Raw genomic sequence first — 23,966 nt, forward strand, 5'->3', positions numbered from 1 at the left:
TATTGAAAGTGGGTAATCCGGGTAGAATCACACGTACATGACCGCACCAGCCCGGTGCATACCCAGTTGTTGGTATTCGATGACTCTCGCTCCCCTCTTTTCCGGCACGGACGTGCTTTCCCTCTACATGGCGCGCCATGACTGGGACGCATCGGCCGTGGGGGCACCCGACACCTGGCCGGCCGCGATTCGCACCGTGATCCGCCTCATGCTCGACGCCAAGCATGCCATGTTCGTGTTCTGGGGGCCGGAGCTGGGGCTGGTCTACAACCAGCCCTACGTGGAATTCCTGCAGGACAAGCATCCGCGTGCGCTGGGCCGTCCTTTCCGCGACACCTGGCCGGAATTGTGGCCGCAACTGGCGCCCCTGGTCGAACGGGCGCTGGCCGGCGAGTCGATCTACATCGAGGACATGCCGCTGGTAATGTTCCGCAACGGCTGCGACGAACACACCTGGTTCACCTTCTCCTATTCGCCGATCTACGACGACGCGGGCGGCATCGTCGGCCTGGTCGGCACCGGTACCGATACGACCCGGCGGGTGACGACCGAGCGCCGCCTGGCCTTCCAGGTCCGCATGGCCGACGCGCTGCGCGGCCTGGGCGATCCGCTCGAGATCGCGCGCCGCGCCAGCGGGCTGCTGGGCAAGGAACTGGGCGCCAGCCGGGTGCTGTTCGGCGAGATCACGGACGACGACGGCGGCGTTTTCCACTCCAACTACACCGACGGCTCGGTCGGCGCGCTGCACGGCGGGTTCAGGACCGGCGACTTCGGCGCCAGCCTGTTCGCCACCCTGCGCAGCGGCCGTACCAGCGTGCATCACGATATCGACGTTGAACTGCGCGACGCCGAACCGGGCGCTGTCGACCGGGCGGCAGTGCGGAACTTCCACGCGGTGCAGACGCGTGCCGAGATCAGCGTCCCGGTGCTGCGCGAGGGGCGCCTCACCAGCATCCTGATCGTCAACCATCGCACGCCGCGCAGGTGGACCCCGCACGAGGTCGCGCTAGTGGAAGACGTGGCCGAGCGCACCTGGAACGCGATCGAGCGCGCCCGTGCCGAAGCATCGCTGCGCGAGGCCAACCGCCGGCTGGAAGCGCTGCTCAGCGAACGCACCGCCGAACGCGACCGGGTCTGGGAGATGGCGCAGGAAATGCTGGCCATCGCCACCACGGACGGCTATTTCGTCAGCTGCAATCCGGCCATGACCGAGGCCCTCGGCTGGACCGAAGCCGAACTGCGGGCCACGCCGTTTGCGCAGTTCGCCCATCCCGACCAGCTGGAAGAACTGGGCGGCATCGTGGCGCAGCTTGCCGCCGGCAAGACTGTCAGCCGCTACGAAGTGCGCAGCCGGCACCGCGACGGCAGCTACCGCTGGCTGTCGTGGACCGTGGTCCCGCAGGGCAAGCTGCTGTACATGGCCGGGCGCGACGTGACCGGGGAAAAGCAGCGCCAGGAAGCCTTGCGCCAGGCCGAGGACGCGCTGCGCCAGGCCCAGAAGATGGAGGCCATCGGCCAGCTCACCGGCGGTATTGCCCACGACTTCAACAACATGCTCGGCGCGATCGTCGGCAACATCGAGCTGGCGCGCTTCCATTTCGAAGCCGGCCGCGTGGAACAGCTGTACCGCTACCTCGACGGGGCCCAGCATTCCGCCAACCGTGCCGCCACCCTCACCCATCGCCTGCTGGCCTTCTCGCGCCGGCAGACGCTCGAACCGAAGCCAACCGACATCAACGCCCTGGTCGAGTCGATGGCCGAGATGATCGACCGCACGATGGGGCCGGCAATTTCCGTCGAGCTGCAACTGGAGAGCATCTGGCGGGTGAGTTTCTGCGACCCGAACCAGCTCGAGAACGCCCTGCTCAACCTGGCGATCAACGCGCGCGACGCCATGCCCGGGGGCGGGCGCCTCCTGATCCGCACCGAAGACCACAGGCGCGAACTGCCGCAGTCCCCGGCCGGCCTGGCCTCGTCCGACTACATCCGCATCAGCGTCCGCGACACCGGCACCGGCATGGACGCGGAAACCGCCGCGCGCGCCTTCGAACCCTTTTTCACCACCAAGCCGCTCGGGCAGGGAACCGGCCTCGGCCTGTCGATGGTGTTCGGCTTCGTCAACCAGAGCAAGGGCCACGTGAGCATCGCGTCGGCGCCGGGCCAGGGCACCACGGTGTTCATCGACCTGGAGCACCAAGCCGGACTGGTGCCGGCCCACCCGGCCGGCGCGGACGGCATCCCTGCCGCGACGCCGCCCAGGAGCGCGACCATCCTGCTGGTGGACGACGAAGCCGCGCTGCGCCAGGTGCTGGCCGAGGTCTTGCGCAGCGCCGGCCACACGGTGTTCGAAGCGGGCGACGCCGCCACCGCCATGGCCAAGCTGCGCCATATCGACCGGGTCGAGCTGCTGGTGACGGATGTCGGCCTGCCCGGAGGCGTCAACGGACGCCAGCTGGCCGGCACCATCCGCAGTGCCTGCCCCGAGATCCCGGTGCTGTTCATCACGGGCTATGCCGAATCGACCGTCCTGGACGGGGGCTCCCTCGAGCCCGGCATGCATCTGCTGACCAAGCCGTTTGCGCTCAAGGACTTCAGCGTGCGGGTCGCCGAGATCATCGCAGCCTTGCCCGCCGAAGCGTCTGCCTGACGGCCTGCCGCCGTCGCCCGCCCGGCAGTACCGCCAGCCGAGCCCAAACATGGCACCCGGCAATACTTTGCCTGTTGCGGATGCGTCATGCGGAGGACCGCATTACTATCCGCTGCATCGCTGCTGCCTCGCAGCAACGCTTTCCTCCAACCATACCGACTGATCGCCATGACTGCACCAACCGGGCCGCTGCTCCGCTCCCGTCGCCATCTTCCCCTGCTCGCCGCGCTGCTGTTCGCGACCGGCGCGGCCCCTGCCCGGGCGAACCTGCTGGACGAACTCCCGGACATCAAGGCCGTGACCGACTACCGGCCGAAGATCCCGCTGCGGGTCTACACCGCCGACAATGTCCTGATCGGTGAATTCGGCACCGAGCGGCGCGACTTCGTGCCGATCGCGAAGATCCCGCCGCTGATGAAGGCGGCCGTGCTGGCCATCGAGGACACCCGCTTCTACGAGCATGGCGGGATCGACTGGATCCGCGCGCTCGGCGCCGCCAAGGCCAACCTGGGCGGGGGATCGCTGCAGGGCGCCTCCACCATCACCATGCAGGTGGCGCGCAACTTCTTCCTGTCGCGCGACAAGACCCTGCCGCGCAAGCTCACCGAGGCCGCCCTCGCCTACAAGATCGAGCAGTCCCTGAGCAAGGACCAGATCCTGGAGGTCTACATGAACCAGATCTACCTCGGCCAGCGCTCGTACGGCTTTTCCAGCGCCGCGCGCACCTACTTCGGCAAGGGCCTGAATGAACTGAGCCTGGCCGAGACCGCGATGCTGGCCGGCCTGCCGCAGAACCCCTCGCGCCACAACCCGGTCGCCAACCCGAAGCGCGCGCAGCAGCGCCAGCACGTCGTCCTGCGCCGCATGCATGAACTGGGACACATCACCGAAGCGCAGTACCGCCGCGCGCTGGCCGAACCCCTGCACGTCCGCCGCGAGGGCGGCTACTTCGGCGCCAGGGCGGACCACGTGGCCGAGCTGGCGCGCCAGGCGGCCTACGCCCGCTTCGGGCAGGCGGCCTATGAGCGCGGCTACACCGTCACCACCACCATCCTGGCCGCCGAACAGAACGCGGCGCACGAGGCCGTGCGCCGCAGCGCGATCGCCTACGACCGGCGCCACGGCTACCGCGGCCCCGAAGCGCGCATCGCCCTGCCCAAGGAGGAGCAGGAGCGCGAGGAGGCGATCGCCGCGGCCCTGCAGCAGCGCCCCGCGGTCGAGGGCTTCGTTCCCGCCGTCGTGCTGGCGGCCTCGCCAAAGCGGGTGCGCGTGGCCACCCAGGCCGGCGAGACGATCGAAGTGACGGGCGGCGGGCTGGCTTTTGCCGCCCCGGCCCTGTCGCCGACGGCGAAAACTGCGCTGCGGCTCACGCCGGGCGCGGTCGTGCGGCTCGGCCGCACGGGCAAGGACGCCTGGGCGATCACCCAGGTGCCGCAGGTGGCGGCCGCCTTCGTGGCGCTCGACGCCCAGACCGGCGCCTACCGTTCGCTGGTCGGCGGCTTCGACTACGGCGTACAGAAGCTCAACCACGCGACGCAGGCCTGGCGCCAGCCGGGATCGGCGATCAAGCCTTTCGTGTATTCGGCGGCGCTGGAACGCGGGTTCTTCCCGGGCACGCAGGTCCTCGACGAGCCGATCGACTTCTCGAACGAGCGCGCCTACGCCAACTGGTCGCCGCGCAACGACCACGGCGGCTTCGAGGGCCCGGTGACGGTGCGCTACGCGCTGGCGCATTCGAAGAACGTCCCGGCCGTGCGCATGCTGCGTGCGCTGGACATCGACCATACCCGCGACTTCATGGGGCGCTTCGGCTTCGACATGGCGCGCCACCCGAAGAACCTGACCCTGGCCCTCGGCACCGGCGCCGTCACTCCGCTGCAGATGGCCGGCGCCTACGCGGTGATCGCCAACGGCGGCTACCGCATCGAGCCTTACCTGATCACGAGCATCCGCGACCGGGACGGCAAGGTCCACTTCGAGAACAAGCGGCCCGTGGTGAATGCCGAGAGCGCCCGCGTGCTCGACGCGCGCAACGCCTTCATTACCGACAGCATGCTGCGCGACGTCACGCGCTACGGCACCGGCGCCGAATCGGTGCGCCAGCTCAAGCGCCTCGATATCGCCGGCAAGACCGGCACCACCAACGACGCCATCGACGGCTGGTTCGCCGGCTACGGCGGCAACGTGGTGGCGGTGGCGTGGATGGGCCACAGCGAGCCGCGTTCGCTCGGCGCGCGCGAGTTCGGTTCCACCGTCGCGCTGCCGGCCTGGATCGACTACATGCGGGTGGCGCTGGCCAAGGTGCCGCAGCGCGAGCGCCTGGCGCCGGAGGGGGTCGTGCACACGGGGGCGGACTGGGTGTATGCGGAGTTTGCCGGGCAGGAGCCGGCCGCCGAGGAGAACGCCGCTCCGGCAGTGCTCGAGCAGCTACCCTGAAGCGGGGCGCCTGGCCGCCCGCGCGCTCGCCAGCACCTGTTGCACCAGCCGCTCCGGCGGCTCGCGCACGTCGAGCGTGATGCCGCGCTCGTCCGGCTGCAGCGGTTCGAGGTCGCGCAGCTGGCTGTCGAGCAGGGACAAGGGCATGAAGTGGCCGTGCCGCGCGGCCATGCGTCGCGCGATCAGCGAACGGTCGCCGTGCAGGTGGACGAAGCGCACCTCGCCGTCCTTGCCCCGCAGCACGTCGCGGTAGGCGCGCTTGAGGGCGGAGCAGGACAGCACCACCGCCTGCCCTGCTTCCCAGGCACGCACGATCTCGGCGCGCAGTGCCCCCAGCCAGCCCCGCCGGTCTTCATCCTCCAGCGGTATGCCGGCCGACATCTTGGCTACATTCTCCGCCGGATGGAATCGGTCGCCTTCGATGAAGGCGGCGCCCAGCGCCTGCGCCAGACGCATGCCGACCTCGCTCTTGCCGCAACCGCTCACCCCCATTACCACCCAGGCCTTTGTTGTCACCTGTTCCATCAGAAGATATTCACACGTTGTATTTTGGTGCAATCAAGCAAGTTTCTGTATTTGCTTAAATTGATCCTGCATATACTGGAACAAGGCAAATACGCCTCGAACGGCGAACTGCACAATAAATTTGCCATTTTTGGGCTTGCCCGCTATAAACTTTCGTTCAGCAAAGAAGGAGCGCGCCATGCGCGTGAACACTCCGGTCACCGGCCGGGAATACATGCTTGCCGAAGGCAAGACGATTGTCTCGACTACGGACCTGCAGGGTAACATCCAGTACGCCAATCCCTATTTTATCGAGGTCAGCGGCTTCACCGAGGAGGAACTGATCGGCGCGCCGCAGAACCTGGTGCGCCATCCCGACATGCCGGTGGAAGCCTTTGCCGACTTGTGGTCGACCATCCGCGCCGGCATGCCCTGGAGCGGCATGGTCAAGAACCGCTGCAAGAACGGGGACCATTACTGGGTGTATGCGAACGTGACGCCGGTGTTCGACTCCGGCAACGTGGTCGGCTTCATGTCGGTGCGCACCAAGCCCTCGCGCGCGCAGGTCGCTGCGGCTGCGGCGCTCTATGCCGAATTCAAGGCGGGCAATCCGCGCAGGCTGGTGCTGCAACGCGGCCGCGTGCAGGAAACGGGACTCGCGGGCCGCATCGGCGCCTTGCGCCGCGTGCCACTGCGCGTCCAGGTCAATGGCGCCATGGGAGTGCTTGCGCTGATGCTGGTCGCGCAACTCCTCTCTGGCTGGCAGGCGGGGCTGTCCGGCTGGATCATGCCGGGACTGGCGCTGTCGCTGGCGATCGCTCTCGGCTTGTGGCTGAGCCTGCGCCGCAACGTGCTGGCGCCGCTCGACCATGCCACTTCGTTTACGCGCCGCCTCGCCGGTGGCGACCTGACCGGGCGCATCGACGACGTCGCAGACAACGAGATGGGGCAGCTGGTCGCCGCGCTGCGCCAGACCTCGGTCAATCTGTATAGCGTGATCGGCGACGTGCGCGGCAATTTCGAGGAGATGCGTGACGCCACAAGCGAAATCGCCACCGGGAACATGGACCTCTCCAGCCGCACGGAATCGCAGGCCTCGAGCCTCGAGGAGACCGCCGCCAGCATGGAACAGCTGACGCAGAACGTGGCGCAAAGCAGCGACAACGTGAAATCGGCCAGCGAGCTGGCCATGCGCGCGGCCGACATGGCCACGCGCGGCGGCTCCACCGTCTCGGAAGTGGTGAATACGATGCAGGCGATCAGCACCTCGTCGAACAAGGTGCTGGACATCATCGGCCTGATCGACGGGATCGCTTTCCAGACCAACATCTTGGCGCTGAACGCGGCCGTCGAGGCGGCGCGTGCCGGCGAGCAGGGCCGCGGCTTCGCGGTCGTCGCCGGAGAAGTGCGCAACCTGGCGCAGCGCACCGCTACAGCGGCGAAGGAAGTCAAGCAGCTGATCGACGTGTCGATCGCCACCGTCGATAACGGCAACCGGCTCACCGCGGCCGCAGGCCAGACCATGAACGAGATCATCGGCGCGGTAGACAATGTCAAGCGCGTGATGGAAGAAATCGCCTCGGCCACCCGCGAGCAGGCCGGCGGCATTGGACAAGTCAACCAGGCGGTTGGCCAGCTCGATGCGATCACCCAGCAGAACGCCGCCCTGGTCGAGCAGGCCGCCGCAGCGGCCGCTTCGCTGGCCCAGCAAACGGAAGGCGTGGCGCAGGCGCTGGCGGTGTTCCGCCTCCGGCACGGCGCCGCTCCTGCGCAGGCGCTGCCATCCGGCCGCGCTCGACTGCCCCTGGCTGCCTGAACGCCGGCTGAAAATCAGCAGAAATCCCTGCTCGGCGTGCGTAGCCCGCCCAGCAGGTGCGACATGTCCACCAGCCGCTTGGCCACCAGGTGGCGCACCTCCCCCTGTTTCTGCCAGACCCCGTACACCCCCAGCAGCGGCGCGTTCAGGACCTCGCGCCGCTGCTGCTCGACCAGGGTCGGCCAGACGATCACGTTGACGTTCCCGGTCTCGTCCTCGAGCGTCATGAACAGCACGCCCTTGGCCGTGCCGGGACGCTGGCGCACCGTCACCAGGCCACAGGCGCGCGCCAGCTGGCCGTCCGCGTAATCCATCAACGTGGACGCCGGCATGAAGCGCCTGGCCAGCAGCTGTTCGCGCAGCAGCGCCAGCGGATGGCGGCCCAGGGTCAGGCCTTGCGCGCGGTAGTCGCCGACGATTTCCTGGGCTTCGGACGGCGCGGCCAACTGCGGTATTTCCTCCTGCGGCGTGGTGGGGCGCAGCAGGTCGCGGTCGGGCACCGCGCCCACCGCCTGCCACAGGGCCTCGCGCCGGTTGCCGGCCAGCGAGCGCAGCGCGTTGGCGCCGGCCAGCACCTGCAGGTCGTTGCGGTCGAGCCGGGCGCGGCGCGCCAGGTCGGCCACGCTCTCGAAGGGACGGATGGCGCGCGCCATCTCGATGCGCAGTGCCGCTTCCTGCTTCATGCCGCGCTGCAGGGACAGTCCGAGCCGCACCGCCGGCTGGCGCGACCGGTCCACCGGGTGCAGCTCCTCCAGCGTGGAATCCCAGCCGCTGACGGTGACGTCCACCGGCCGCACCTCGATGCCGTGGCGGCGCGCGTCCTGCACCAGTTGGGAAGGGCTGTAGAAGCCCATCGGCTGGCTGTTGAGCAGCGCGCAAAGAAAAGCCGCCGGCTCGTGGCACTTGAGCCAGGAGCTGGCATAGGCCAGCAGCGCGAAGCTGGCCGCGTGCGACTCGGGAAAGCCGTACTCGCCGAAGCCCTGGATCTGGCTGAAGATCGCCTCGGCGAACGCCAGGGTGTAGCCGCGTTCCAGCATGCCGCACACGATGCGGTCGTAGTATTGTTCCAGCCCGCCCTTGCGCTTCCAGGCCGCCATCGCGCGCCGCAGCTGGTCGGCCTCGCCCGGCGTGAAACCGGCGCCCAGGATCGCCACCTGCATCACCTGCTCCTGGAAGATCGGCACGCCCAGCGTGCGCGCCAAAGCTACCTTCATTTCCGGGCTCGGATAATGAATGGGTTCCAGGCCTTGCCGCCGCCGTAGATACGGGTGCACCATGCCGCCCTGGATCGGACCGGGACGCACCACGGCCACCTCGATGACGAGATCATAAAATTTGCGCGGCCGCATGCGCGGCAGCATGCTCATCTGCGCACGCGACTCGATCTGGAACACCCCGACCGTGTCGGCCGCGCAGATCATGTCGTAGGTGGCGGGATCGTCGGCCGGGATGTCCTGCATCTCGAACAGGTTGCCGTAGCGCTGGCCCACCAGCTCCAGCCCGCGCCGCATCATCGACAGCATGCCCAGCGCCAGCACGTCCACCTTCATCAGGCCGAGCTCTTCCAGGTCGTTCTTGTCCCACTGGATGACGCTGCGATCCGCCATGGTGGCGTTCTCGACCGGCACCAGGCGCGACAGCTTGCCGCGCGCGATGACGAAGCCGCCCGGGTGCTGGGACAGGTGGCGCGGGAAGTTCAGCAGCTTGTGCGCCAGCGAAGCCCACTGCCGGGCGAGGCGCGATTCCGGGTCCAGCCCGGCTTCGGCCAGGCGTCCCAGCAGGTCGGCGCGGTTGTCGAACCAGTGGTGGGTCCTGGCCACCTTTTCGACGATGGCCAAGTCGATGCCGAGCGCCCGCCCGCTGTCGCGCAGCGCGCTCTTGGGGCGGTAGCTGATCACCACCGCCGCCAGCGCGGCCCGGTCGCGCCCGTATTTCGAGTAGATGTACTGGATCACCTCCTCGCGCCGCTGGTGCTCGAAGTCGACGTCGATGTCGGGCGGCTCGTTGCGCTCCTTCGAGATGAAACGCTCGAACAGCAGGTTGGCGCGCGCCGGGTCGACCTCGGTGATGCCCAGGCAGTAGCACACCGCCGAGTTGGCGGCCGAGCCGCGTCCCTGGCACAGGATGTGCTGGGAGCGCGCGAAGCGCACGATGTCGTATACGGTGAGGAAGTAGTGCTCGTACCGCATCTCGGCGATGAGCCCCAGCTCGTGCTCGACCTGGGCCTGCACCTTGGCCGGGATGCCGTCGCGGAAGCGCCGGTGCGCGCCGATATAGGTTTCCTGGCGCAGGAAGCTCGCCGCATCGTGGCCGGGCGGTACCACTTCGTCCGGGTACTCGTAGCGCAGCTCATCCAAGGAGAAGGTGCACAGGCGCGCGATGCGCACCGTCTCGGCCAGCGCCTCGCGCGTATGGATGTTGGCCAGGCGCAGGCGCGCGCGCAGGTGCTGCTCGGCGTTCTGCGCCAGGCCGTAGCCGCATTCGGCCACCGGTTTCTTCAGGCGCGTGGCGGTGAGCGTGTCCTGCAAGGGTTTACGGGAGCGCACATGCATCACCACGTGACCGAGCGCCGTGATCGGCAGGCCGTGCTGCCAGCCTACCTCTTCCACCGTGGCGCGGTGCGCTTCGTCGAAGGCGCGGTGCAGCAGATTCAATCCGAGCCAGGCCCGGCCGGGGAAGGTCCCAGCCATCCAGGCGGCCTGCGCGTGCAAGCGGTCGACATCGCGCGCTTCGTGCGCGGGATACGCCGGAAGCAGGATCGCCAGGCAGTCGGGCATGTGCTTCAGGTGGGCGTAGGCCGGCCCCGGGTCGGCCAGGTCTTGCGGGGTGAGGAAGTAGCTTCCCTTCTCGCTGCGGGTACGGCCCAGCGTGATGAACTCGGACAGGTTGCCGTAGCCGTTGCGGTTCTGCGCCAGCAGGACCAGGGACAGCGCCGGCGTGCCGTCCGGGTTCTGCAAATGGAAATGGGCCCCGATCACCAGGTGCAGGCCGGCCTTCTTCGCCTCGGCATGGGCGCGCACCACGCCGGCCAGCGAGCACTCGTCTGTGAGCGCCAGCGCAAAATAACCGAGCTGCACCGCCCGCGCCACCAGTTCCTCCGCATGCGACGCCCCTTCGAGGAAGGAGAAGTTCGACAGGCAGAACAGCTCCGCATAGGGCGGCAAGACCTGGGAAACTGCCTGGGACGGAGAGGAAAGCGGGTCGGTCATCGGCGAGCGGTGAAAGAATCGGCTATAACAAGGGCTACCATGCTGGACAAACCAGCAATACTGTATAAAAACACAGTATAACCGACACGACCCGTGCTACAAGGAAAACCCATGAAGATTCGTGCGTTGACATGTTTTGGCGAAACCGCCGGCGCCGGCAACCCCGCACTCGTCATCGAGGGCGATGCCGCGGACGAGGCGGCACGGCAGGCCTTTGCGCAGGTCCGCAACACCACCTGCGTCTACCTCGACGGCGACGTGATCGATTTCTACTACCCGCACATGCGCAGCCCGCTGTGCCTGCACGCCACACTGGCCGTGGCCCATGTGCTGTTCGCGCGCCATCCCGAGGCGGCCCTGCTGTCGGTGACGACGGCGATGCGCGGCCAGCGCCTGGACCTGGTGCGCGACGGCGCGGAGTTCTTCGTGCGCCTGCGGGCGCAGCAAGTGGCGCAGCCGCCGCTTGCATCCGGCCTGCTTGCGCGCCTGCTGGCACTGCCCGGATTCGAACCGGCATCGCCGCCGCTGGTAGCCTCGGTGGGCAGCCCCAAGCTGCTGGTCGAAGTAGCGGATGCCGCAACGCTGCACGGCCTGCGCCCGGACCTGGCAGCGATCACGGCATGGGGCAAGGATACGGGCGTCAATGGCATCTACGCGTGGTGCCGGCTGCACGACGGACGCAATGACGGGTGCCATGAAGGCCGCAACTTCAACCACCTCGACCCGGCGCTGGAAGACAGCGCCACCGGGGTGGCGGCAGGCGCGCTCACGGCGCTGCTCGGGCACGGCATCACGCTGCTCCAGGGCCGCGCCACCGGCCGTTCGTGCCTGATACGGACCCGGGTCGAGCAAGACGGGGCGATCCTCGTCGGCGGCCGCGCCGGACCCGCGGCTGTCGTCACATCGATCGGCGGCGGGCCCGCACGCCTGTAGCGGCGGGGCGTATTGACGGAAAGCCGGCGCTATCCGCACGGGGCAAGCTCGTATACACTTCCGCGCACGCTCATTGAGCTCATCCATACTGCGGACATGAAACCACTCTTTTCCTACGCCCTTCCCCCGCTTCTTTCCCTCCTGCTGTTCGGCGCCAGCGCGAGCGCGCACGCCGACGTCGACTACCATCTGCGCATCACCGATGCGGCCCAGCACCTGGCCGAAGTGCGCGCGACCTTCCCGGCGACCTCAGGCACCACGCTGGACGTCTCGATGCCGAACTGGCGCACCGGCCGCTACAACATGCTCAACCTGGCCAACGGCGTGCGCCTGTTCAAGGCCTTCGACGCCAAGGGCGAGCCGCTGGCCGTGTCCAAGACCGACAAGGGCACCTGGCAGGTACGTACCAAGCCTGGCGACGCGGTGACCGTGCAGTACGAGCTCTACGCCAACCTGCTGGGCGAGCGCACCCGCCACATCGACGACACCCACGCCTACCTGAATGCCAGCGGCGTGTTTGTCTATGCCGCGCCATTCCGCAAGGAGCCGGTGAAGGTGAAGCTGGAGGTGCCGCAGGGCTGGAAGTCGCGCTCGGGCATGGATTCCGGCGACTGCGACCACTGCTTCGTGGCGGCCGACTACGACGTGCTGACCGACGCCCCGATCGAGACCGGCATCCACGAGTTCTACACCGACAAGGTGGACGGACGCACCATCGAACTGGCGATCTGGGGCCGCGGCAACCACGACGGCAAGCAGATGATGACCGACCTGAAGAAGATCGTCGCCGAAACGGCGAAGCTCTATGGCGGCAACTATCCGTTCCAGCGCTACCTGTTCATCGTCCACGCCACCGACGGCGCCGGCGGCGCCACCGAGCACGCCAACTCCACCGTCATCCAGAAGCCGCGCTGGACCTTCGCGCCGCGCAAGCAGTACCTGGGTTTCCTGCGCACCGCCGCGCACGAGTTCTATCACACCTGGAACGTGAAGGCCTACCGTCCGAAGGAAATGGTTCCGTACGACTACCAGAACGAGAACTACAACCGCCTGCTGTGGATCGCCGAAGGCCATACCTCGTACTACGACGAATTGATCGTGCTGCGCGCCGGCCTGCAGAAGCGCGAGGAATTCCTGGAGGAGTACGCGAAGCTGATCGACGACTACCTGCACCAGCCGGGCCGCTTCCAGCAAAGCGCGGCCGACGCCAGCTTCGACGAGTGGATCGCGGTGGGCGGCGAACGTGCGCGCAACGCGTCGGTGAACATCTATTCGAAGGGCCAGCTGCTGGCGCTGATGATGGACATCGAACTGCGCCGCCAGACCGGCGGCAAGCGCGGCCTGGAAGACATGCACCGCATCCTGTTCGAGCAGCATTCGACGGACAAGGGCGGCTACGACGTGGCGAACGTGCTCGCCGCGCTGCGCGCCGTGAGCGGCCAGGACTGGAGCGCCTGGTGGAACCAGTACGTGGACGGCACCGCCGAGATCCCGTTCGACACCCTGCTCGCCCAGGTCGGCCTGAAGAAGCTGGTCGACGTGCCGAAGGACCAGGAGCAAAAAACGCAATGGTGGGCCGGCTGGACCCTGCGCGACGGCAGCGACCCGGCGGTGGTCACCGTCGTCGAGCGCGACAGCCCGGCGTGGAAGGCCGGCGTGGTCTCGGGCGATACCCTGGTGGCGGTGAACGGCCTGCGCGTATCGGCCAAGGACATCGCCGACAAGATGTCGCTCTCGAAGACCGCCCCGTTCAAGCTGCACCTGTTCCGCCGCGACGAACTGGTGGAGATGCAGCTGACGCCTGTGCTGCAGCCGAAAGGCAAGACCAAGCTGCAGGCCGCGGACAAGGCGAGCAACGCGCAGAAGGCGCTGAATGCCTCCTGGCTCGGCGTTGCCTGGCCAAGGGAAGAAACGAGAAAACCTTGATGCCTGCCTGAGGAGCTGCGGCACGGCCGCACGCTCCATCACGCACGACGCGGCCCCGGTTCCCAGTACCGGTGCCGCGTTTTTTATTGCCAGGCAGCTGCGGCGCGGCAAGCCGTAATGCATAAGCACAGGTTATGTAATGACAATGTTGTGTTAATGGTACAGAACCTTGGTGCTCCTTGAACCAATTGTTTAATATTTAATTTTTCATGGGAGAAACCTGTGCTCACACTCAAACGCCTTCCCCGGTCGGTCCTGCTCGCACTGTACGGCGGCGCCGCGTTCGCCTGCCTGCATCCCGCCGCCGCCCGCGCCCAGAGCACTGCGCAGGCGCCCGCTTCTGCCCCAGTCGCCGCCGGCACCCCGGCCGCGGCCGACACGATCCAGAGCGTCAACATCGTCGGCTCGCGCCGCGTCGGCAGTTCCTCCTCGATCGACACGCCGGTGCCGGTCGACTTCATTCCGATGACCAAGGCCACCGAGCAAGGCGGCCAGTTCGACCTGGCGCAGGCCCTGAACAACATCTCCCCTTCGTTCAACTCCACGCGCCAGACCGGCGCTGACGGGGCCGACCTGGTGGACTCCGCTGCCCTGCGCGGCCTGGGCTCGGACCAGACCCTGGTGCTGATGAACGGCAAGCGGCGCCACACCACGGCCCTGGTGAACCTGTTCGGCGCGCGCAACCGCGGCAACACCGGCACCGACATGAACGCGATTCCCCTGATGGCCATCCGCAGCGTGCAGGTGCTGCGCGACGGCGCGGCCGCGCAGTACGGCTCCGACGCCATCGCCGGCGTGATCAACGTCGAACTGAAGAAGAGCCTGGGCTGCGAATCGGTGCTTGGGTACGGCCAGTACAGCGCGGGCGACGGCGAGAACCGGCTGGCCTCTGCCTACTGCGGCGTGGCGGTGGCGGGCGGCGTGCTGGGCATCACCGGCGAATACTACGACCGTGGCCGCTCCAACCGCGCCGAGCCGGGCAACCCGCGCATCATCGGCGACACCAAGGCGACCAACGAGACCGTCTACCTGAACGGCGAATTCCCGGCAGCCACGGGCAAGCTGTACTTCACCGTCGGCGCCCAGAGCCGCGACGCCTCGTCGGCCGCCTGGGCGCGCGAAGGCCTGGGCTCGGAGGACATCCCTTCGCGTAACGCGGCAGCGATGTACCCGAACGGCTTCGTCCCCTTCATCGACGGCTACATCGAGGACATGTGGGGTACCGCCGGCTACCGCTGGCAGGTGGGCGAATGGAACGCCGACCTGTCGCAGACCTACGGCTACAACCGCATGATGTACACCATCGCCAATACGCTCAACGCCTCGATCGCGAACCTGGACCTGATCAACCGCGGCCCGGGCAGGAGCGCCAGCACCTTCGATGCGGGCGGCTTTTCCTTCCGCCAGGCCACCACCAACCTCGACTTCAGCCGCTTCTACAACGGCGTGATGAACGGCATGAACGTGGCCTGGGGGCTCGAGCACCGCCGCGAGAACTACAAGATCTTCGCCGGTGAACCGGGTTCGTACATCGACGCCGACGGCGTGGGCTTCGGCGGCAACGCCGGCAGCCAGGGCTTCCCGGGCTTCCAGCCGGGCGACGAGACCGACAGCGACCGCCACAGCAGCGCCGCCTACCTCGACATCGAGACCGACGTCACCGAGCGCTTCAAGCTGCAGACCGCGCTGCGCCACGAGCGCTATTCGGACTTCGGTTCCACCACCACCGGCAAGCTGGCCGGCGCCTACCGGCTCAACCCGGCGCTGCTGCTGCGCGGCTCGGCCAGCACGGGCTTCCGCGCCCCTTCGCTGCAGCAGAAATTCTTCTCCTCGACCTTCACCGACTTCGTCAGCGGCCAGCCGCTGGACGTGGTGCTGGCGCCGAACGGCGGCCGCGTGGCCGACGCCGCCGGCATCCCCCAGCTCAAGGACGAGCAATCGAGAAGCTTTACCCTGGGCCTGACCTGGTCGCCCGCGCAAGCGACATCGGTGACGATGGACCTGTACCGTATCGACATCGACGACCGCATCGTGCTGTCGGGGCGCTTCGACGCCGACAACTACCCTGCCCTGGGCGCCACCCTGCAGCAACTGGGCGTGGGCCAGGCCCAGTTCTTCGTCAATTCGGTGGACACCAGGACCCAGGGCCTGGACGTGACGGTGTCGAACCGCATGGACCTCGGCCCCGGCAAGCTCAATACCTTCCTGGCGCTGAACTTCAGCAAGACCGAGGTCACCGGCGTGCACGCGCCGAGCGCGCTGCGGGGTTTCGAGGACGTGCTGCTGTCCGAGCGCGAACGCCTGTTCATCGAACAGGGCGCGCCGCGCCGCAAGGCCACGCTGGGCTTCGAGTACACGCAAGGCAAGCTGGAAACCGCGCTGCGCATCGTGCACTTCGGCCCGCAAACCCTGGGCACCTTCTCGGGTCCGCCGGTGCCGAACCAGTACTACGAACCGAAGACGTCAAGCGACCTGTCCTTCACCTGGGCCTTCACCGACAAGACCAGGCTGACCTTCGGCGGCACCAACATCTTCGACGTGAAACCGAGCGCGCAGGACCCGAACGAGACCGACAACGGCTTCAGGTACGAGAGCGTGCAGTTCGGCCTGAACGGCGCGGCGCTGTTCGCGCGGCTGTCGCACCGGTTCTGAGGCGTTCCGGGGACAGGCGCCTGCCGGCGCCGGACGGCATGCGAAGGGCTCCGATTCCGGAGCCCTTTTTTCTACCCGCCTCCACCTGCATTATTCACGCCGCATTGCGCCCGCCCGGACCGGGTGGCAAGATCGACACCTTTCAGACGCGGCTCGCCGATCCTGTCGAACGAGGTAATGTATGCGCAGTTGCGCGCGCAGGGGCGCGACGTGACGTTCCGCCGCGTGCCGACGGCGAACCACAGCCTGGTGCCGGAAGGGGGATCGTTCCCCCAGGTGCAGCCGGAGTACGACGCGATCATGCGCTGGTTCGCGCAGCGATGAAGGCGCCCCCCGGGGCAGAGGATGGCGGCGCCGCGCGTCCCGCTTTCGTCCGCCTCGATGGCTGAGCAAGGTACGAAACCACGCGGTGGTGCCACAATGCGTGCGTATAATGCTCTGCATCTCCCGTTGGCTCCACCGACACATCACCCCGCCCGCGCATGCGCGGCATCGATAGGCCGATTTATGAATACCGTTGCAGACACGCGCATTTCCACCGGCATCACCGGACTCGACGACATCCTGGGCGGCGGGCTGACACCGCAACGGGTCTACCTGGTCGAAGGGTCGCCCGGCGCCGGCAAAACCACGCTCGGGCTGCAGTTTCTGCTCGACGGCGTGGCGAGGAACGAGAGCGGGCTCTACATCACCTTGTCCGAAACGGCCGACGAGCTCAAGGCAGTGGCGGCCAGCCACGGCTGGCGCATCGATGCACTGTCGATCTTCGAGCTGGCCGGCGACGTCGAGCTCGACCTCGACGCCCAGCAATCGGTGCTCCACCCCTCCGAAGTCGAGCTGGGCGAAACCACCCGTAACGTCATGACGCGGGTCGATGAATTCAAGCCGGTTCGGGTCGTGTTCGACAGCCTGTCGGAAATGCGCCTGCTGGCCCAGAACCCGCTGCGCTACCGGCGCCAGATCCTGGCGCTCAAGCAGTTCTTCTCCGCGCGTGGCTGCACCGTGCTGCTGCTCGACGACAAGACCAGCCAGTCCGACCAGCACCTGCACAGCATTGCGCATGGCGTCATCAGCCTCGAGCAGATCGCCAAGGAGTTCGGCAAGGAACGCCGGCGCGTCAACATCGTCAAGATGCGCGGCATCCGCTTCCGCGGCGGATACCATGACTATACCCTGGATACGGGGGGGCATCACGATGTATCCACGCCTGGTGGCGGCCGAACATAACGCCGCCTTCGTGCCCTCGGTCCGCTCGACGGGCTCCGAGGGCCTGGACCAGCTGCTCGGCGGCGGCCTGGTACGCGGCACCAATACCCTGGTCGTCGGCCCGTCCGGCATCGGCAAGACCACCCTGTCGACGCGCTGCCTGCTGTCGGCGCTGGAGCGCGGCGAGAAGGCGGCGTTCTACCTGTTCGACGAAGGACTGGGCACCTTCTTTGCGCGCAGCGCCGCGCTCGGGATGGACCTCAAACCGTTTGCCGACAGCGGCCAGCTGCATATCCACCATATCGATCCGGCCGAACTGTCGCCGGGCGAATTCGCGCAGATGCTGCGCGACGCGGTCGAGCTGAAAGGCGTGAGTTTCCTGGTGATCGACAGCCTGAACGCCTACCTGCAGGCCATGCCGGGCGAGCAGTACCTGATCCTGCAGATGCATGAACTGCTGTCCTACCTGAACCAGCAGGGCGTCACCACGGTGCTGGTGCTGGGACAGCACGGCATGATCGGCGAAGTGAAGTCCGACGTCGACCTGAGCTACCTGAGCGACAGCACCGTGCTGCTGCGCTTCTTCGAATCGAATGGCCGCGTGCGCCGCGCCCTCACGGTGATCAAGAGCCGCGCCGCCGAACACGCACAGACCATCCACGAGCTGCAGCTCAATCGCGACGGCATCCGCATCGGCAAACCGCTGGAGGGTTTCGAAGGCGTCCTGACCGGTCTGCCCAGCTATCGTGGCGTGACGCCGATGATGTCTGCCCTGCCGCATGCAGACAGCTAACCAGCACGACGAACGCATCCTGATTCTCGCGCCGCGCGGGCGCGATGCGGAGGTCATGTGCTCCGTGCTGACGCGCGACGAAGGCGCCTGCGAGATCGTGCGCGATTTCGCCGCGCTCGTCGCCGCCATCGAACATGGCGCCGGTACGGCGCTCATCGCCGAAGAGGCGCTGCACGAGGTCGACATCGCGGCGCTGCACGCCTGGCTGTCGCGCCAGGCACCCTGGTCCGACTTCCCGTTCGTGATCCTGCTCGCCAAGGCCATCGGCCCGCCGGTGGACGGCGCGCGGGCCCGGCTGGACGAACTGGGCAACATCATCCTGCTCGAGCGTCCGCTCAACGCCCAGACCCTGCGCAGCGCCGCCACCTCCGCCCTGCGGGCACGGCGCCGCCAGTACCAGGCACGCGAGGTGCTGGCCGACCGCGAGCGCACCGCCGCCAGCCTGCGGGAAAGCCGGCATGCCCTGCTCAGCCTCAACGAGACGCTCGAGTCGCGCATCGAGGAACGCACGCGCGCACTGGCGCAGGCCAACGACCGCCTGATGAACGAAGTCATCGAGCGCGAGCGGGTGCAGCAGGCGATGGTGCAATTCCAGAAGATGGAAGCGGTCGGCCGGCTCACCGGCGGCATCGCCCACGACTTCAACAACCTGCTCAACGTGATCCAGGGCAGCATGGACCTGATCCTGCTGCTGTCGAAGGACGAGGTGGCGAAGGGGCGCGCCGAGATCGCGCGGCGTGCCTGCCAGCGTGGCGGCAAGCTGACCAGGCAGCTGCTGGCCTTTGCACGCAACCAGAACCTGGACCTGCGCCAGGCCGACGTGGGCGCGCTGTTCGAAGGGGTGCGCGAGCTGGTGTCCACCTCGGTGGGATCGGCGATCGCCCTGCGCTTCGAGGTGGCGCAACCCTGTTCCAGTATCCTGGCCGACGCCAACCAGATGGAGATGGCCCTGCTGAACCTGGCCATCAACGCACGCGATGCCATGGATGGCAGCGGCCAGCTGTGCTTCCACGCCGGGAACGCAGCGCCGCCGGAGGGCCTGCTGGCGCCCGGCGAGTACGTGCGCATTGCGGTCACCGACAGCGGCGCGGGCATGCCGCCGGATATCATCGCCAAGGTATTCGAACCATTCTTCACCACGAAGGCGGTCGGCAAGGGCACCGGCCTGGGACTGAGCCAGGTGTACGGCATGGCGCGCCAGTCGGGCGGCGCGGCACGCATCCTCAGCCAGCCAGGGGCCGGCACGACGGTCGAAATCTGGCTGCCGGTCGCGCACGGGATGGACGGGATGGGTGGCGCAGCAGCCGTTGCGCCGCCGGCCGTGGCGCAAACCCGGCCGGGCTCGCGCATCCTGATCGTGGAGGACGACCATTTCGTGCGCGAGTCGATGGTGTCCTCGCTCGAAGCCTTCGGGCACATCGTCACGCAGGCGGCCGACGGCGAGGCCGGACTGCGCGAACTGCAGCGCGCGCGTCCCGACCTGGTCATCACGGATTACCTGATGCCCGGGATCACCGGCGTGGAACTCATGCTGCGCGCGCGTGAAGTGTTCCCGGAGATTCCCATCATTATCGCCACCGGCTACGCCGACATGCACGCGATCGACCATGTGCTCGGCAACGATATCCTGCTGCGCAAGCCTTTCCAGCTCGCCGAACTGGCCGTCAGCGTCCAGCGCGCGCTCGACCGCGCCGGGCCTACCGGCATGCCCCGCCCCCGGGCGGACGGTGCACTGCCTACCTGAACGCCGCCAAAACCGACTCTGTGCCACACTCGGTCATCGGATCGAACGTCGCAAGGAGCAGATCATGAGCAACGAGCAGCGCGCACAGGACCAGGACGCACAGGCCTCCGGTCAGCCGCAACAGCAACAGCAACAGCAGCAACAGCAGCAGGGGCAGCCGCAAGGACAGTCCGAACAGCAGGCGCAGCCCGGCAATGGCGGGGCCACCGACGTGGATGGCCTGGCGAACAAGAAACCGGAGGAGCTGACGCCGGAAGAGCTACGGCTGATGGCCGACACCATGCCTGGCGAAGGACCGGGCGACTGACATGTTCGTATTCTTCTCGAACAAACTCGGTTGCCTGGGATCGATCCTCGTCTCGGTCGTGCTGACGCTGGTGCTGCTGCTCGTCTTCGGCATCCTGTAGCAGGCCGGCGCGGCCGGCCGCGCTCAGCCCTTCAGCGAGCGCACATGGGCCAGCACCTCGTCCGTGCGCCCCTCGCCCACGGCCTGCGCAGCGGACTTGCCGCCAAGCGCAGGCTGCGGCTGTTCCATCCACGCGCTCGCGGCGTCGTCGCTCCCCAGCACACGGCGCACCTCGTGCATGACCGTGTAGTAGGCCTGCGCCTTGAGGGACTGCTGCTTGACGCGGGCCTGCAGGGCGGCAAACGCGTCCGGACTGAGTTTTTCGTCGCCGGCCATGTGGTCTTCCTTTACTTGGTGACGCTCAGGAGCGAACGCTTGCCGCCCTTGAACGAATATAGCGTGATGGTGCCGTCGCGAATGTCGCCGCGCGCGTCGAACGCGATCGGGCCGGTCACGCCCCTGTACTGGGTTTTTGCCAGCACCGGCAGGTACTTTGCCGGCTGCGCGGAGCCGGCCTTCACCATTGCGTCGGCCATCGTCATCACGGCGTCATAGGCGTACGGCGCGTTGATCTGCACATCGATGCCGAAGCGCTTTTTATAATCGGCGCGGAACTTGTCCATGCCGGCCCTGGCTTCGCCCTGCACGCCACCCGCTTCCGCGCACACCACCTGGCCGTCCTGCATGGTGCCGCCCGAGAGCTTGTGGATCTCGTCCGAGCAGATGCCGTCGCCGCCCATCATGCGCACGTTCATGCCGAGCTGCTTCATCTGGCGCAGCATCGGGCCGGCGGTCGCGCTCATGCCGCCGAAGAAGACCAGGTCCGGCTTGGTCGCGCGGATGCGCGTGATGATGGCGCTGAAGTCGGTCGCCTTGTCGTGCGTGAATTCCTTCGCCACCACGGTGCCGCCCTGCTGCTGCAGGCTGCGCGCGAATTCCGTGACCAGGCCCTGGCCGTAGGCCGTGCGGTCGTCGACCACGGCGACGCGGCGCGCCTTCATCTCGCCCACCGCGTAGCGGCCCAGCGCCTGGCCCAGCTGGACGTCGTTGGCCACCACGCGGAAGGTGGTGTTGAATCCCTGCTGCGTGTACTTCGGCGAGGTGGACGAGGGCGAAATCTGCGGGATGCCGGCCGTATGGTAGATCTTTGAAGCGGGAATCGTGGTGCCCGAGGTCTCGTGGCCGACCATGCCGTGGATCTTCGCGTCCACCAGCTTCTGCGCCACGTTGGTGGCTTGCTTCGGGTCGCCGGCGTCATCCTCGGCCATCAGCTGGAAGTTCACTTTTTTCCCGCCGATGCTCACCCCCTTCGCGTTGAGCGCCTCGATTGCCATGCGGGCGCCGTTCTCGGTGTCCTTGCCAAAATAGGCCACCGGGCCCGTCACCGCGGCCGCATGGCCGATCTTTACCACTTCCTGCGCCGACGCCACGCTGGCTGCCGACAGCGCAGCCAGCAGGACTGCTTGCTTCTTCATCGATTCCTCGTCATTCCGGTCAGGGCCAAAGGCCCAAAGGATGCATTCTACCGTCGCCCGGACGATCGCGCCGGGACGCCATCCTGGCATCCGAACAGGCGGAACGGCGCGCGAAGGGGGTAATGGAGTCGGTCCAGCAGGACCTGTTCATCCTGCGCAAGCGCTACAAGACGCTGGGCTGCTGAACCTCGTTGACCGCAACTAGGCCTTGAAGACGACCGTGGCCGCCAGGCCGCCCAGGCGCTCGGACTGGCCGAGCGTGAGCGTGGCGCCGTGGCGTTCGGCGATGGCCTTGATGATCGCCAGCCCCAGCCCGCTGCCGGCGGCCTCGCTGCCGGCCACGCGGTAGAAACGGTCGAACACGCGCTCGCGTTCTTCCGGCGGGATGCCAGGGCCGCTGTCCTCGACGGTGACGACGATCCTCTGCGCTTCCCTGCCCGCGTCCTTGCCAGCTTCGGGGGCAGTTTCGGTCCGCACCGAGATGTCGGCGGTGCCGCCGCTCGGGGTGTACTTGATCGCGTTGTCCACCAGGTTGCGCAGCAGGATGTGCAGCGCGTCCGGCTGCCCTTCCACCGTGGCCGGCTCGGCCTGGTGCACGCCCACGTCCACGCCCTTGGCGGCCGCCACGCCGGCCAGGTCGGCCACGGTGCGGCGCGCCAGTTCGGCCAGGTCCACGGGACGGCAGGCGGCGCCGGTGGCGGCCGTGGCTTCCTGGCGCGCCAGCACTAGCAATTGCTCGACCAGGCGCGTGGCGCGGTCGATGCCGGCGGTCAGGCGCGACACCGCCACCTTGCGCGCCTCGGGCGAGTCGGCGCGGTCCAGGCTCTGCACCTGCAGCCGCAGCGCGGCCAGCGGCGTGCGCAGCTCGTGCGCGGCGTCGGCCACGAAGTTCTGCTGGGCGTCAAAAGCGGTCTGCACGCGGTCGAACAGCAGGTTCAGTTCATGCACCAGCGGGCGCACCTCGTCCGGCAGGCCGGCCTCGGATACCGGCGACAGGTCGTCCGCCTGGCGCGAAGCCACCTGCGAGCGCACCCGCGCTACCGGGTCGAGCGAGCCGCTGACGACCCACCACACCACCAGCATCAGGATCGGCATCATGACCGCGATCGGGCCCAGCGTGCGCAGGGCCAGGTTGCCGGCCATGTTGCGGCGCACGGCCAGGTCCTGCGCCACCTGCACGGTCTGGTTCGCGGTCTGGATCGAGAACACGCGGTAGACCGTGTTGTTGGCCTTGACGTTGGAAAAACCCAGCACCGCGCGCTGCGGCAGCTTGGCGCGCGAGACGCTGTGGAACACCTGCACGCCGTCGGGGGACCACATCTGTACCACCATGTCGTCGCTGCCGGTCCCGCTTCCGCCTTCGGCATGGGCCTCGAGCCGCTCGCGCGCCTCCATGTTGGACAACGGCGTGCCCGAGCGCAGCGACAGCGCCATCTGCTGCATGTGGTAGTCGAAGATCTGGTCGGCGTCGTGCAGCGCCGTGCGGTAGGCGATCGAGGCCTGGGCGAGCGCGGCGATCGTGATCGCCGCCAGCAGGTACCACAGCAGGCGCCCGCGCAGCGAGTGGGTCACCGTGCGCTTGAGCTTCATGCCTTGGGCACCATGTAGCCGACGCCGCGCACGTTCTGGATCAGGTCGCTGCCCAGCTTCTTGCGCAGGCCGTGGATGTACACCTCGACCGCGTTGCTGGAAACTTCGTCGCGCCAGCTGTACAGCTTTTCCTCGAGCTGGGCGCGCGAGAGCACGGCGCCGGGCCGGGCCACGAGCGCTTCCAGCACCGCCCATTCGCGCGCCGACAGCGCGACCTGCGCGCCATCGACCAGCACTTCGCGGGTGGCGGGATTGACCGAGATGTTCTTGTATTCGAAGACCGGTTCGGCGCGCCCGGCGGCGCGCCGCAGCAGCGCGCGGATGCGCGCCAGCATTTCGTCGAGGTCGTAGGGTTTGAGAACGTAGTCGTCGGCGCCGGCATCGAGCCCGGCGATGCGCTGCGCGACCGAGTCGCGCGCGGTGGCGACCAGGACCGGCGTGCGGTCCTTGCGTGCGCGCATCGAGCGCAGCACGTCGAGGCCGTCCTTGCGGGGCAGCCCCAGGTCGAGCAGCACCAGGTCGTAGTTCTGGTTCTGCATCAAGGCCGTGTCGGCCATTTCGCCGTCCTTGACCCAGTCGACGGCGTAGTGCTCGGCCCGCAGCAGGTCGAGCACTACTTCGCCGATCATCGTATCGTCTTCCACCAGCAATAGCCGCATGAATTCCCCGTTTCGTGAAACCAGCGGGCC

At 67.6% G+C, this 23,966-nt stretch carries 16 protein-coding genes and 1 pseudogene; 10 read left to right on the forward strand and 7 right to left on the reverse strand.

Going from position 1 to position 23,966, the window contains the following annotated elements:
• Nucleotides 1–79: 79 nt before the first annotated feature.
• Nucleotides 80–2,647 carry a PAS domain-containing protein gene (locus tag ACFFJK_RS14105; protein ID WP_379679947.1) on the forward strand — a complete coding sequence of 856 codons (2,568 nt, stop codon included), beginning with the start codon at nucleotides 80–82 and terminating at the stop codon, nucleotides 2,645–2,647.
• Between the two features lie 168 nt (nucleotides 2,648–2,815).
• Nucleotides 2,816–5,083, forward strand: a complete 2,268-nt coding sequence (locus ACFFJK_RS14110; protein WP_379679948.1) for a penicillin-binding protein 1A — start codon at nucleotides 2,816–2,818, stop codon at nucleotides 5,081–5,083.
• On the opposite strand, the gene ACFFJK_RS14115 is transcribed toward ACFFJK_RS14110, so the two are convergent.
• Complete coding sequence (locus ACFFJK_RS14115; protein WP_379679949.1) at nucleotides 5,075–5,608, reverse strand: gluconokinase; 534 nt, start codon at nucleotides 5,606–5,608, stop codon at nucleotides 5,075–5,077. The two genes, ACFFJK_RS14110 and ACFFJK_RS14115, sit on opposite strands and share 9 nt — an antisense overlap.
• Nucleotides 5,609–5,641: 33 nt before the next feature.
• Nucleotides 5,642–5,788 carry a hypothetical protein gene (locus ACFFJK_RS14120; RefSeq protein WP_379679950.1) on the reverse strand — a complete coding sequence of 49 codons (147 nt, stop codon included), beginning with the start codon at nucleotides 5,786–5,788 and terminating at the stop codon, nucleotides 5,642–5,644.
• Between ACFFJK_RS14120 and ACFFJK_RS14125 the strand changes: the two genes are divergently transcribed.
• Entirely contained in the window at nucleotides 5,787–7,403 is a 1,617-nt protein-coding gene (locus ACFFJK_RS14125) for a methyl-accepting chemotaxis protein (protein WP_379679951.1), read from the forward strand. The two genes, ACFFJK_RS14120 and ACFFJK_RS14125, sit on opposite strands and share 2 nt — an antisense overlap.
• A 14-nt stretch (nucleotides 7,404–7,417) precedes the next feature.
• Here the strand turns inward: ACFFJK_RS14125 and ACFFJK_RS14130 are convergent, their stop codons facing one another.
• Nucleotides 7,418–10,612 (reverse strand): error-prone DNA polymerase, encoded by a 3,195-nt coding sequence (locus tag ACFFJK_RS14130; protein WP_379679952.1) that lies wholly within the window; start codon nucleotides 10,610–10,612, stop codon nucleotides 7,418–7,420.
• Between the two features lie 111 nt (nucleotides 10,613–10,723).
• Between ACFFJK_RS14130 and ACFFJK_RS14135 the strand changes: the two genes are divergently transcribed.
• From ACFFJK_RS14135 to ACFFJK_RS14165, 7 genes and pseudogenes are all read left to right on the forward strand, one after another.
• The gene (locus ACFFJK_RS14135; protein WP_379679954.1) at nucleotides 10,724–11,545 is read left to right on the forward strand and encodes a PhzF family protein; all 822 of its coding nucleotides are present in this window, start codon (nucleotides 10,724–10,726) and stop codon (nucleotides 11,543–11,545) included.
• A gap of 96 nt (nucleotides 11,546–11,641) precedes the next feature.
• Nucleotides 11,642–13,471 carry a M61 family metallopeptidase gene (locus tag ACFFJK_RS14140; RefSeq protein ID WP_379679956.1) on the forward strand — a complete coding sequence of 610 codons (1,830 nt, stop codon included), beginning with the start codon at nucleotides 11,642–11,644 and terminating at the stop codon, nucleotides 13,469–13,471.
• A gap of 222 nt (nucleotides 13,472–13,693) precedes the next feature.
• Nucleotides 13,694–16,123, forward strand: a complete 2,430-nt coding sequence (locus tag ACFFJK_RS14145; RefSeq protein ID WP_379679958.1) for a TonB-dependent receptor plug domain-containing protein — start codon at nucleotides 13,694–13,696, stop codon at nucleotides 16,121–16,123.
• A gap of 123 nt (nucleotides 16,124–16,246) precedes the next feature.
• Nucleotides 16,247–16,447, forward strand: a complete 201-nt coding sequence (locus ACFFJK_RS14150; RefSeq protein WP_379679959.1) for an alpha/beta hydrolase family protein — start codon at nucleotides 16,247–16,249, stop codon at nucleotides 16,445–16,447.
• A gap of 183 nt (nucleotides 16,448–16,630) precedes the next feature.
• Nucleotides 16,631–18,122 (forward strand): annotated as a pseudogene (locus tag ACFFJK_RS14155) (ATPase domain-containing protein).
• Nucleotides 18,109–19,866 (forward strand): response regulator, encoded by a 1,758-nt coding sequence (locus tag ACFFJK_RS14160; protein ID WP_379679961.1) that lies wholly within the window; start codon nucleotides 18,109–18,111, stop codon nucleotides 19,864–19,866. The pseudogene ACFFJK_RS14155 and the gene ACFFJK_RS14160 overlap by 14 nt, the downstream one beginning before the upstream one ends.
• Before the next feature lie 64 nt (nucleotides 19,867–19,930).
• Entirely contained in the window at nucleotides 19,931–20,173 is a 243-nt protein-coding gene (locus ACFFJK_RS14165; protein ID WP_379679962.1) for a hypothetical protein, read from the forward strand.
• Between the two features lie 123 nt (nucleotides 20,174–20,296).
• On the opposite strand, the gene ACFFJK_RS14170 is transcribed toward ACFFJK_RS14165, so the two are convergent.
• The 4 genes from ACFFJK_RS14170 to ACFFJK_RS14185 all read right to left on the reverse strand — a co-directional run bounded on the left by ACFFJK_RS14170 (nucleotide 20,297) and on the right by ACFFJK_RS14185 (nucleotide 23,936).
• Nucleotides 20,297–20,548 carry an MbcA/ParS/Xre antitoxin family protein gene (locus ACFFJK_RS14170; RefSeq protein ID WP_379679963.1) on the reverse strand — a complete coding sequence of 84 codons (252 nt, stop codon included), beginning with the start codon at nucleotides 20,546–20,548 and terminating at the stop codon, nucleotides 20,297–20,299.
• Nucleotides 20,549–20,559: 11 nt separating this feature from the next.
• Nucleotides 20,560–21,687, reverse strand: coding sequence for a branched-chain amino acid ABC transporter substrate-binding protein (locus ACFFJK_RS14175; RefSeq protein ID WP_379679964.1), 1,128 nt, complete (start codon nucleotides 21,685–21,687; stop codon nucleotides 20,560–20,562).
• Between the two features lie 201 nt (nucleotides 21,688–21,888).
• Complete coding sequence (locus tag ACFFJK_RS14180) at nucleotides 21,889–23,277, reverse strand: ATP-binding protein (protein WP_379679965.1); 1,389 nt, start codon at nucleotides 23,275–23,277, stop codon at nucleotides 21,889–21,891.
• Nucleotides 23,274–23,936: a response regulator gene (locus ACFFJK_RS14185; RefSeq protein WP_379679966.1), complete on the reverse strand. Its 663-nt coding sequence runs from the start codon at nucleotides 23,934–23,936 to the stop codon at nucleotides 23,274–23,276. The genes ACFFJK_RS14180 and ACFFJK_RS14185 overlap by 4 nt, the downstream gene beginning before the upstream one ends.
• Nucleotides 23,937–23,966: the final 30 nt, after the last annotated feature.

Origin of the sequence: Massilia consociata (genome assembly GCF_042432755.1) — a bacterium.
GTDB lineage: Bacteria > Pseudomonadota > Gammaproteobacteria > Burkholderiales > Burkholderiaceae_D > Telluria > Telluria consociata.